The organism is Nitrosospira multiformis ATCC 25196 (genome assembly GCF_000196355.1).
Lineage (GTDB): Bacteria > Pseudomonadota > Gammaproteobacteria > Burkholderiales > Nitrosomonadaceae > Nitrosospira > Nitrosospira multiformis.
Genome location: NC_007614.1, coordinates 2,833,228 through 2,844,936, shown reverse-complemented (window position 1 = coordinate 2,844,936; position 11,709 = coordinate 2,833,228). Strand labels below are relative to the sequence as shown.

General features: G+C 54.7%; 8 protein-coding genes. 4 read left to right on the top strand and 4 right to left on the bottom strand.

Going from position 1 to position 11,709, the window contains the following annotated elements; genetic code table 11:
• Window positions 1-3 precede the first annotated feature (3 nt).
• Together ftsA and ftsZ are read left to right on the top strand one after the other, a co-directional pair.
• Window positions 4-1,242, top strand: a complete 1,239-nt coding sequence (gene ftsA / locus NMUL_RS12985) for a cell division protein FtsA (protein ID WP_011381777.1) — start codon at window positions 4-6, stop codon at window positions 1,240-1,242.
• Between the two features lie 131 nt (window positions 1,243-1,373).
• Window positions 1,374-2,543 (top strand): cell division protein FtsZ, encoded by a 1,170-nt coding sequence (gene ftsZ, locus NMUL_RS12980; RefSeq protein WP_011381776.1) that lies wholly within the window; start codon window positions 1,374-1,376, stop codon window positions 2,541-2,543.
• A 375-nt stretch (window positions 2,544-2,918) separates the two neighbouring features.
• Here the strand turns inward: ftsZ and NMUL_RS12975 are convergent, their stop codons facing one another.
• The gene (locus NMUL_RS12975) at window positions 2,919-3,521 is read right to left on the bottom strand and encodes a DciA family protein (protein WP_308457443.1); all 603 of its coding nucleotides are present in this window, start codon (window positions 3,519-3,521) and stop codon (window positions 2,919-2,921) included.
• On the opposite strand from NMUL_RS12975, the gene NMUL_RS12970 reads away from it, so the two are divergent.
• A complete protein-coding gene (locus tag NMUL_RS12970) occupies window positions 3,511-4,314 on the top strand; it encodes a M23 family metallopeptidase (protein ID WP_308457444.1) in 804 nt (267 codons plus the stop codon). The two genes, NMUL_RS12975 and NMUL_RS12970, sit on opposite strands and share 11 nt — an antisense overlap.
• A 90-nt stretch (window positions 4,315-4,404) precedes the next feature.
• Window positions 4,405-7,158, top strand: a complete 2,754-nt coding sequence (gene secA / locus NMUL_RS12965) for a preprotein translocase subunit SecA (RefSeq protein WP_011381773.1) — start codon at window positions 4,405-4,407, stop codon at window positions 7,156-7,158.
• Window positions 7,159-7,489: 331 nt separating this feature from the next.
• On the opposite strand, the gene NMUL_RS12960 is transcribed toward secA, so the two are convergent.
• The 3 genes from NMUL_RS12960 to NMUL_RS12950 all read right to left on the bottom strand — a co-directional run bounded on the left by NMUL_RS12960 (window position 7,490) and on the right by NMUL_RS12950 (window position 11,705).
• The gene (locus NMUL_RS12960) at window positions 7,490-8,056 is read right to left on the bottom strand and encodes a cytochrome P460 family protein (RefSeq protein ID WP_011381772.1); all 567 of its coding nucleotides are present in this window, start codon (window positions 8,054-8,056) and stop codon (window positions 7,490-7,492) included.
• 202 nt (window positions 8,057-8,258) lie between these two features.
• Window positions 8,259-10,370, bottom strand: a complete 2,112-nt coding sequence (locus NMUL_RS12955) for a M3 family metallopeptidase (RefSeq protein WP_011381771.1) — start codon at window positions 10,368-10,370, stop codon at window positions 8,259-8,261.
• 60 nt (window positions 10,371-10,430) lie between these two features.
• A complete protein-coding gene (locus tag NMUL_RS12950) occupies window positions 10,431-11,705 on the bottom strand; it encodes a dihydroorotase (protein ID WP_011381770.1) in 1,275 nt (424 codons plus the stop codon).
• Window positions 11,706-11,709 lie beyond the last annotated feature (4 nt).

The following is an 11,709-nucleotide window of genomic DNA, read 5'->3' as shown; positions in this document are numbered from 1 at the left end:
CAAATGAATAGAGGCAGTGAAGGTAAAAATCTGGTTGTCGGCATTGATATCGGCACTTCGAAGATTGTGACCGTTGTCGCTGAAATGAAGCCCGAGGGCGGATATACCGTGATCGGCATGGGAAGCCATCCGTCACGGGGTCTGAAGAAAGGGGTGGTCGTCAATATCGATGCAACCGTGAACGCGATTCAACGCGCGCTGGAGGAGGCGGAGTTGATGGCGGACTGCAAGATCCGCGAGGTTTATACCGGTATTGCAGGGAGTCACATCAAGAGTTTCAATTCGCACGGGATGGTGCCTATCAAGAACAAGGAGGTATCCCGGCAGGATGTGGAGCGGGTGATGGAGACGGCAAAGGCCGTGAATATACTGAACGACCAGCAGGTGCTCCATGTGCTCAACCAGGAATTCATCATAGACGAGCAAGAGGATGTTCTGGAACCGATTGGCATGAGCGGCGTACGCCTCGAAGTCAAGGTTCATATCGTTACGGGTTCGGTATCGGCTGTTCAGAACATCCTGAAGTGCGTGCGCCGCTGCGGGTTGGAAGTGCGCGACCTGGTGTTGCAGCCTCTTGCTTCCGCAATGGCCGTTCTATCCGAAGATGAAAAAGACCTGGGAGTTTGCCTCCTGGATATCGGCGGAGGTACGACCGATATCGCGATATTTACCCGGGGTGCCATTCGCCACACCGCAGTGATTCCGATCGCCGGCGATCAGATTACCAACGATATTGCGTTGGCGCTGCGCACCTCTCCCAGTGATGCCGAAGACATCAAGTGCCGCTACGGATGCGCGTTGCGCAGCATGGCCGATCCGCACGAAATGGTGGAAGTGGCGGGGGTGGGCAACCGGAGTGTCCGGCATCTGTCGAGACAGACATTGGCCGAAGTCATCGAGCCGCGCGTGGAGGAGCTATACTCGCTCGTGCAGGCCGAGCTGCGGCGCAGCGGTTTCGAAGAATTGCTGTCATCAGGGATCGTGATCACGGGCGGCAGCAGTTCTCTGGAAGGAATGGTGGAGCTCGGTGAAGAGATATTTCACATGCCGGTGCGACTGGGATTGCCCAAATACCACGGTAGTCTCGAGGAAGTGGTGGTCACACCCAGATGCTCCACTGGAATAGGCCTGATCCTCGCAGGAGTGGACCAACTGCAACAGCACGAGCAAACCAGGCTGGAGGGCAATTCATTCTCGCGAATCCTGGACAGGATGAAAAGCTGGTTTCAGGTCAATTTCTGAGTGGGCGGCTGCGTGCCGCCATGGAGAGTTTGAAAGCAACACTTTGCCCCTGGCGAGTGCGAGAGTGAATTGCATACCGACAGGGTTCGACGAGTAACGTTTATTGTTTGAACATAAAAGGGAGGTACGTGATGTTCGAAATCATGGATACACAAACACAGGAAGCTGTTATCAAGGTCATCGGCGTGGGTGGGTGCGGGGGTAATGCCGTAGATCATATGATGGAAAACGGTGTGCAAGGCGTCGACTTCATTTGCGCCAATACCGATTCACAGGCGCTGAAGCGCAATCAGGCGCGTACCCTCGTGCAGTTGGGATCGACGATCACCAAGGGATTGGGGGCCGGCGCCGATCCAGAGATTGGACGGCATGCCGCACTCGAGGACCGCGACCGCATTGCCGAGCTGATTGAAGGGGCGGACATGCTGTTCATTACCGCAGGCATGGGCGGCGGAACGGGAACAGGCGCTGCGCCGGTAGTGGCTCAGGTTGCAAGGGAAATGGGAATTCTGACCGTCGCCGTAGTCACGAAACCTTTTGTATTCGAAGGCAGGCGCGTGAGAGCGGCCCAAGCGGGACTGGAAGCGCTTGCGCAATACGTTGACTCCCTGATCGTGATTCCCAATGACAAGCTTATGGCAGTGCTGGGAGAAGAAGTCAGCATGCTGGATGCATTCAAGGCGGCCAACAATGTATTGTATAGCGCCGTCGCCGGTATTGCCGAAGTGATCAATTGTCCGGGACTTGTCAATGTCGATTTCGCCGATGTGAAAACGGTGATGTCCGAAATGGGCATGGCCATGATGGGTTCAGCGATTGCCTGTGGTCCCGATCGCGCTCGGGCCGCAGCCGAGCAGGCAGTTGCAAGTCCCTTGCTGGAGGATATCAATCTTGCCGGTGCGCGTGGGGTACTGGTAAATATCACTGCCAACGCCGCAATGAAGATGCGCGAAGTACATGATGTAATGAACACGATCAAGGATTTCACCGCCGAGGACGCTACCGTGATCGTCGGAACCGTCATTGACGACGACATGCATGATGATCTGCGTGTAACCGTGGTGGCGACCGGTCTGGGCGGAGTCGGCCTGGGAGGCGCCACGCGCGTTCCGCCCAAGCCCTTGAGCGTTGTCCACCCGCGGGCCGCCATGGATAATATCGACCCCATGAACTGGAAAGACTCGGAAGGTCCTGCTTCGATCCGAACCAACAGGCAGCGGGATGCAGCCGTCGAAGCGATGAGGCAGTCAGGGGTGGATATACTGGATATTCCAGCATTCCTGAGAAAACAGGCCGATTGAGCAACGGCTACCGGTTACACCCGGTCTGGAGCGGGATTCTCCAGCAGCATTGGCTGCACTGAATATTTTTGCCTTTTGATCTGCCTGGACGCACGTTCAGAAGCGCAGATGGACAGAACAGATTGTAATCATCGGGAGTTTTTCTTGCAGGTCGTCTCGGCAAACTGAGCGACCCGCTATTTCCTGGGATGGATATTTTCCTTCGCCTGGGTAGCGTTCAGCCCAGCGCTCGTTCATGGGCGGCAATTTGCTCATTTCAACGTGATCGCGGAATATCCCTCCTTCTGTCCTTGTTCTCTTCCGATTTTGCTCCCCTTTGGTTGGCTCGCGGTTTTTTTCGGATTCCAGGGATAGAACAAGGCCTTGCCTTTTCTTTCAGAGCCTCCGTCCCTGTTTTTCCAGAAGCGACTCCAACGCGGTTTTCAATGGCGAATCTTCCAGACCCGCAGCCAGGACATTGAGGCTCCTGATGCCCCCTTTATCTATTTGGCGTTTTTTGTCGGGGAAATCATTTCCTCGAATGTCGCTGTAATTTGCTTGCACAGCAATCCGAATTGCAGTAACCTCGTACCCGGCTGCCTGAAGCTTTAATAATAATGATGGCAGCATGTGCCTGAGTTTTGCAGCAATCGCACCGTTATCCGCGCAAATTGTCAGGCTTCCTTCAGAGAAGCCACCTAAAGCGCAGTGCTTGCCCAGGTTAAGGGGCATAATTTTCTTAAATGCCCGTTGCATCTCGGTTAACTTTTCCACGTGATTGAATAACCGCTGATGCTCGGGCGTCAGCCTCAGGGTCCCAAGGTAGAAATCGATCTTGCGGGCAGTCATGGCTGAATCACGATTAGGGGAGAAGATGAATATTATTCTAATTTCCAATAATTCGGCAAAAGCAAAAACCCTGACTCTAACCGCTAAACATCTTACGCTCGTGGTTTTAGGGTTCCTTTTTGCTTCCATGCTGATGGCGATGGTACTCAACTATATATCCCTGCGCTATGCAGACAAGATCGACAGTCCTACATTGCGATCACTAGTTTTAAGTGCACAGCAGGAGGAGCAACAGAAAACGCAGTCCTATCTGCGGGACAGCCTCAATGCCATGGCGATCAAGATGGGCCAGATGCAGGCCCAGCTGCTGCGACTCGATTCCGTTGGCGTGCGACTGGCAGAGCTGGCCGGCATGAAGCCGCAGGAATACCTGTTCAACCAGAATCCCGGGCAGGGAGGAACCTTGTCTACACAGCAATTACAGGATATCTCATTTACCGAATTCAACAGCCAGATACAGGAGCTGGCACGGACGCTGGATGATCGCACCGACAAGCTCGATGCCCTGGATTCATTGCTGATGCAGGACAGGCTCAGGAAGAAGTTTCTTCCATCGGCAATGCCGGTAGAGGGAAAGGCATACTCCTCCGGTTTCGGCCTGCGTATCGATCCTTTTTCCGGAAAGCGTCATTTTCATGAAGGTATCGATTTCATCATGCCTGCCGGATCGCCCATTCTCTCAGCGGCGGGGGGCGTGGTAGTGTATTCCGATTATCATCCTGAGTATGGTAATATGATTGATGTTGACCACGGCAATGACTTTGTCAGCCGCTATGCTCATGCCTCCAAGCGCTTGGTGAAGGTGGGCCAAGTGGTGGTTCGTGGACAGAAGATTGCGGAAGTGGGCAGCACAGGCCGCTCTACCGGTCCGCATCTTCACTTTGAAGTCAGGCATAGGGGCTCGCCCCAAAATCCGTCACGGTTCCTGAAGATGCCGGGTTGAGCCGGGATAAATACTTTGCAGTGGGGGGTGAGGCCGAAAAAACCTCACCCCCTATTTTTTTGACGATCGCTTAATAGAAATAGAATTTTCATGCTCAACAATCTGCTCAAAAAAGTGTTCGGGAGCCGTAACGACAGGCTCATCAAGCAGTATTCACAGAACGTGACGGCGATCAATGCGCTGGAAGCGAAGATCGGGGCGCTGAGCGATGCGGAATTGCGTGGAAAGACCGAAGAGTTCAGGCAGCGCATCGGGGAAGGAGCCGATCTGGATATGCTGCTGCCCGAGGCATTTGCAGTCGTGCGAGAAGCAGGCAAGCGCGTGCTCGGAATGCGTCATTTCGATGTGCAGTTGATCGGCGGCATGGTGCTTCACGACGGCAAGATTGCCGAAATGCGGACAGGTGAAGGCAAGACCCTGATGGCCACCTTGCCTGCTTATCTCAATGCGCTGGCGGGCAAGGGTGTGCACCTCGTCACCGTGAACGATTACCTGGCAAAGCGCGATGCTGAATGGATGGGCCGCATCTATCGATTCCTGGGGATCAGCGTAGGCGTGATTCTGTCCCAGATGGATCATGGCGACAAGCAGGCGGCCTATGCAGCCGATATAACTTATGGCACCAACAACGAATACGGATTCGATTACCTGCGCGATAACATGGTGACTCATCCGCTCGAGCGGGTGCAGCGTGTGCTCAATTTTGCCATTGTCGACGAGGTCGACTCCATCCTGATCGACGAGGCACGTACTCCTTTGATCATTTCGGGGCAAGCGGAAGGCAACACGGACGTTTATGTGCGCATGAACGCGCTGATTCCAAAACTGGTCCGGCAGGAAAATGAGGACAGTCCCGGGGATTTTAGCGTGGATGAGAAAGCCCAGCAGGTATTGTTGAGCGAGGCGGGGTTCGAGCATGCGGAAAAACTGCTGGTCCAGAGCGGACTGCTTCCTTCCGGAACAAGCCTGTATGATCCCGCCAATATCAATCTCGTTCACCACCTTTACGCCGGTCTGCGCGCGCACGCCTTGTTTCATCGGGACCAGCACTACGTAATTCAGAATGGCGAAGTCGTTATCGTCGATGAGTTTACCGGACGGCTCATGGCAGGCCGGCGCTGGTCCGAAGGCTTGCATCAGGCAGTGGAGGCAAAGGAAGGCGTTACCATCCAGAAGGAGAATCAGACGCTCGCCTCGATCACTTTCCAGAATTATTTCCGGATGTACGAGAAACTGGCGGGCATGACCGGCACCGCCGATACCGAAGCTTACGAATTCCAGCAGATTTACGGACTGGAAACCGTGATTATTCCGACCCACCGTCCCATGATACGTGTCGATCGGATGGACCAGGTATTCCGCACGATGGACGAAAAGTACCAGGCGATTATCGCGGACATCAAGGACTGTCAGGAGAGAGGGCAACCTGTTCTGGTGGGTACCACCTCGATTGAAAACAACGAACTGCTTTCCTCCCTGTTGACTCGCGAGAAATTGCCGCATCAGGTGCTGAACGCGAAGCAGCACGCACGGGAGGCGGAAATCGTTGCCCAGGCGGGGCGCCCGAAAATGATCACCATTGCTACGAACATGGCCGGCCGGGGCACGGACATCGTGCTGGGCGGCAATCCCGAACCTGAATTCGAGCGCATTCGCTCCGATGAAAGCCTGAGCGAATCAGAGAAAACAGAACGGATTGCGGAACTGCAACAGCAGTGGCAGACCCTTCATGATGAAGTGCTGGAAAAAGGAGGGTTGCATATCATCGGTACCGAACGCCATGAATCGCGTCGCGTAGATAATCAGTTGCGTGGCCGATCCGGCCGCCAGGGAGACCCCGGTTCCAGCCGGTTTTATCTATCGCTGGAGGACGCGTTGTTGCGCATTTTTGCCTCCGACCGGGTAGCGAGCATCATGCAGCGGCTCAACATGCCTCAGGGAGAAGCCATTGAACACCCTTGGGTGACGCGCGCAATCGAGAACGCGCAACGCAAGGTGGAAGCGCGCAACTTCGACATACGCAAGCAACTGCTGGAGTACGATGATGTTGCCAATGACCAGCGCAAAGTCATCTATCAGCAGCGCAATGAACTGCTTGAGTCGGAAGATATAACCGAAACGACAACCGCGATGCGGGCAGACATGCTGCGCAATCTCATCGCACTCCATGTGCCGCCGCAAAGTGTCGAGGAGGAATGGGACATTTCCGGGCTGGAGAAGGCGCTGGCCGCCGAGTATCACCTGACCCTGCCTTTGCGGGAATGGCTGGAAAAGGAACCGGATTTACATGAGGATAGCCTTCATCAGCGCATCATAGAGGCGGCGAATGCGCTCTACTCCGGCAAAGTGGAGCAAGTGGGAGCGCCTATCATGCATCAGTACGAGCGTGCGGTCATGCTGCAAAGCCTTGACATGCACTGGCGCGAGCATCTCGCCTCACTGGATCACCTGCGCCAGGGAATTCATCTGCGTGGATATGCGCAGAAAAATCCCAAGCAGGAATATAAGCGCGAAGCTTTTGAACTCTTCACGTCCATGCTCGAAGAAATCAAGGCGGAAGTCAGCAAGACGCTCATGGCAGTCCAGATCAGAAGTGAGCAACAGGTGGAAGCCGTGGCGGAAACCCACCACGCCCCAGTCAATGTGCAGTACCATCACGCTGCTTTTGAAGAAGCGCTGGGTGAAGAAAAAAGTCCCGAGAGTATTGGAGAAGATATCGAAGGCCGCGAGCATCCGCAGAAACATCAGCCGTTCGTCCGCCAGGGAGAAAAGATCGGGCGTAATGATCCATGTCCCTGTGGCTCAGGAAAGAAATATAAACAGTGTCATGGCAAGCTGAATTAATCTCTCCCGTTTATCTGCGCAGCTCAGTCTATTTTGATATGCAATACGGCACGGCGCAAAGAACATTCCAGTTCCGGTAACGGCTATGCGCCCCGACATAAAGCCGAGAGGGAGCGATACTGGTACCGGTCCCCCACTTAACAGGATAACCGAAAGAAAAGGGACTGACAGAAACGAGGGCCGGCAGGATAGCAGGATGTAATCGGACTGCCTTAAATGAACTTGCTCGTTGTTTTGCCGCCGAGGGGGCCCGGCGGCGGAATGCAGAGGTTGCTTCCTGAAACAGTTTCAATACCCAATTTTAATGGGTGGTTCAATACGTCGATGCCGATCAGCTTGCCCGCTTCTGGAAATACTCGTCGTAGCGGAAAATATAATCTTTGTCTTTCAAAGGCAGGTGGCACCCGCGGCAGGTATTGAGATCATCGGACGCTTTAGTTTTACCGTCCGCCATATACATTGAATATACCCAGTCTCCATTCCTGAGTTCTGGCGGTACGCTTTCACCCCACCCGGCTCCTTTCGCCATGACGCCGATCTTCTGCAATTCCCCTTTGACGAGCTTGCCGTCCGGTCCCTTGAGCGGCGTTCCGTCAGCCGCCTCGCCTGCCTTATAGATTTCCATCACCGTAATGGTTCCATTAGGGAAAGCCTCTCCCATCTTGGTCTCGTAACCGGTGGGATTGATATAGATTTCACGGACTTGCTTATTGTCCGGACGCTGTACTTCGGATAGAAATTTGGGCCAGCTTTTATAGTTATCCGGCAGCGGCAGTTCACCGTCACTGTATTTCTGGGCCTGCTCCTCCACTTTCGGGGCGGGCGGCTTTTGCGCACAACCCCCCAATGCTATTGTCAGCATCATTGCCGTAATGACTTCCCGTGTCACACCTTTCATCTGATTTTCTCCTATAGTCGATGCTGCTGAGTTACTTATGGTTTTTCACATTCCTGGATTCAAATAATCGAATTGCGGGAATCTTCTCGCGATTGCAGGTTGTAACCGGTATAGGGGAAAGCATGAGCCTCGTATTCTGGATTCCCAAATTCAGTTGCAGGATGAAGTTGATTTAAGCTTCATTACCTTTTTTCTCGGCGGGTTATGCAGGTGCTGGAGCCATGCCGTTATGCCGCAGAAGCGCATTTATTTCTGGCCCGCGTCCCCGGAACGCAATAAAAGATTCCAGTGTCGGCCGGCTTCCCCCTACCGCGAGGATTTCTTTCCAGAAGCGTAGTCCGGTTTCGGAATCGACTACGGTACCCGCAGGGTTTTCCTCGAACATGCTGTATGCATCCGCAGACAACACTTCCGCCCATTTGTAACTGTAATATCCGGCGGCATAGCCTCCGCCGAAGATATGCGAGAAACTGTTGGGAAAGCGGTTGAAGGCGGGAGGAATGATGACGGCAACCTGCTCGCGGACTTCATCGAGCAGTTGCTGCGCGGTTTTCTGGCCATACGGATCGAAATCGAAATGCAAATGCATGTCGAACAGTGCAAACTCGAGCTGCCTGAGCATCTGCAGGCCGCTCTGGAAATTCTTCCCCGCCAGCATCTTGTCGAACAGTTCACGCGGCATGGATGCATCCGTATCCACATGTCTTGCCATCCTGCTGATTACCTCCCATTCCCAGCAGAAGTTTTCCATGAACTGGCTGGGCAACTCAACCGCATCCCATTCTACGCCATGGATGCCGGATACGCCGAGATCGTCCACCTGGGTTAACAGGTGATGGAGGCCATGTCCGAATTCATGAAACAGAGTAATGACTTCATCATGAGTGAACAGGGCAGGGCGAACTTTCTCTCCATGAGGGACAGGTCCGGAAAAGTTACAGTTGAGGTATGCGACGGGCGCTTGCACCGCGTATTCCCGGTTGTCCGCACCTCCAACATAGCGGCGTCGGCTGATCGCATCATCCATCCACCCTCCTCCCCGTTTGCCGGGTCGGGCGTAGAGATCGAGATAGAACCGGCCGAGAAGCTTGCCCTCACTGTCGCCTATATTGAACAGCTTGGCATCCGCATGCCAGAGTTGAACCGTGGTTGCTTCCACCGGAGTGATGTTGATGCCGTAAAGATTCTCTACCAGACCAAACATACCCGGCAGCACGCTCGTTTCCGGGAAATACTGCTTTACTTCCTGTTCTGAGAAGGCATAACGCTCCAGGCGCAGCTTTTCGCTGACGTACGCCAGATCCCACGCTTCGAGGGTATCCAGTTGCAGCTTCTCGGCCGCAAACTGGCTCAACTCCTTCAGGTCGCGTTCGGCATACGGCCTGGCCTTGTCGGCGAGTTCGCCAAGAAAGTCCAGCACCTGGACCGGAGTCGAAGCCATCTTCGTCGCCAGTGATACTTCGGCATAGCATTCGAATCCAAGTAGCTGCGATTCTTCCTTGCGCAGTTCAAGTATTCGGGCAATGAGGGGGGTATTATCCAGATTGCCTGTATCCCCGGATGGAAGGGCGGCTGCGTTCAGTTCGCTGGCACGGGTTGAATAAGCGCGGTACATTTTTTCACGCAGCTTCCTGTTGTCCGCGTATTGCATAAGAGGCAGATACGAAGGCGCGTGCAAGGTGAACTTCCAGCCACTTGCATTATCTCTTGCCGCAACTTCTCTCGCTGTTTGCAATACGTCATCGGGAATACCGGAAAGCTCACCGGCGTCCTCCACGTGCAATACAAACGCGTTGGTGGCGTCCAGAAGATTGTCGTTGAAGCGTGAGCCCAGCGCTGACAGCTCTTCCTGAATCTGGAGGAAACGCGCTTTCTTCTCGGCGGGCAGTTCTGCCCCGCCCAGCCGGAAGTCCCGCAACTCATTCTCGATGACCTTTTTCCGCGCAGAACTCAATCCTTCGAATTCCCTGCTGCCGCGCAATTCCTTGAATTTTTCGAATAGCACCTGATCCTGGGCCAGTTCCGCATAATACTGCGTGACAAGAGGCAGGTTGGCATTATAAGCCTCCCGCAGTTCCGGCGTGTTTACCACCGCATTCAAATGGGATACCTGTCCCCATGCACGGGAGAGCCGCTCGTTGGCATCCGCCATGGGCTGAACGAAGTTGTCCCAGGTCGGCACATCCGTATCCTCCCGTACGCGTCCAATGAGGGCGCGATTGTCACCCAGCAATTGACTTACAGCCGGTGTGATATGTTCGGGACGAATCTCGGCAAAGCGCGGCAATCCGGAAAAATCGAGCAAAGGGTTCATTGATGGAAATTCAGTCAGTTTGAAAGAAGAGAACTCGAAAATGCATGCCGTGTTGCGACCCTAGTCCACGTAAACAACGTTTCCGTTGATCAGCGTATATTTTACCTTGCCTTGCAGTTCCCAGCCCAGGAATGGCGTGTTCTTGCCCTGGCTTTTGAGTGTCGGCGCTTCAATCGTCCAGTAATGATCAGGGTCGAAAATGCACAGATCGGCATTGCCCCCGGGCGTGAGATGGCCGGCTTCCACCCCAAGGATGCGGGCAGGTTCCCTCGTGATCTTCGATAGTGCGACTACCAGGGGCAGCTTCGTTTCCGCCGCCCATTTCAGTGTAAGCGGCAGGAGTAATTCGAGGCCGGTTGCGCCGGCCTCGGCCTCGGCAAAGGGCAGCAGCTTTGCATCCTCGTCCACGGGAGCGTGGTCGGAGCATATGGCATCTATAGTGCCATCCAGCAGTCCTGCGCGCAAGGCGTCGCGGTCTCCCAGACTTCTCAACGGTGGCACCAGATGACAATTGGAATCGAAGAAACCGATATCCATTTCAGACAGGTGGACGTGATTGGCCGCAACGTCGCAGGTAATAGATAATCCCTGCTTGCGGGCGGCGCGTGTCATGGTCACACCTTCCGCGCTGGAGATACGGCACAAGTGCACCCGGGCGCCCGTTTCTTTTGCCATCAGGATGATGTGGGACAGGGCGACAGTTTCGGCGCACACGGGAATGGGGGCCAACCCAAGGCGCGTTGCCACTTCCCCATCGTGGGCAACTCCGCCGTCAGCGAGATTTACATCCTGGGGACGCAGCCACAGGCAAAACCCGAAGGTGGAGGCATACTGCATTGCCTGCATGAGCACCCGGTTGTTGGGAAGCGGCCTGTCCGACTGGCCGAATGCAACGCATCCCGCGCTGTGCAGCTCAGCCATCTCCGTCAGCCATTCCCCTCTCAATCCACGGGTAAGCGCTCCAATGGGATACACACGCGTCTGATTGCGGCTCCTTGCGCGATACTTCAGCATTTCCACCAGCCCGGGTTCGTCCAGCACAGGATCGGTATCGGGGGGACATGCCAGGCTTGTAACACCCCCCGCCACCGCGGCTCCCATTTCCGATTCAAGCGTCGCCTTGTATTCCAGGCCGGGTTCCCGTAGCCGGGCCGACAGATCCACAAGCCCGGGACACACGATCAATCCCTGCGCGTTTATTTCCCGGCGTGCCTCAAAGCCTGGCGGGACGGCTCCGAGAGAGGCGATTTTGCCTGACTGGATGTAAATGTCCGTTACGCGATCGAAGCTGTTTTTCGGGTCGATGACGCGACCATTGCGGATGGCGATGTTCATGACT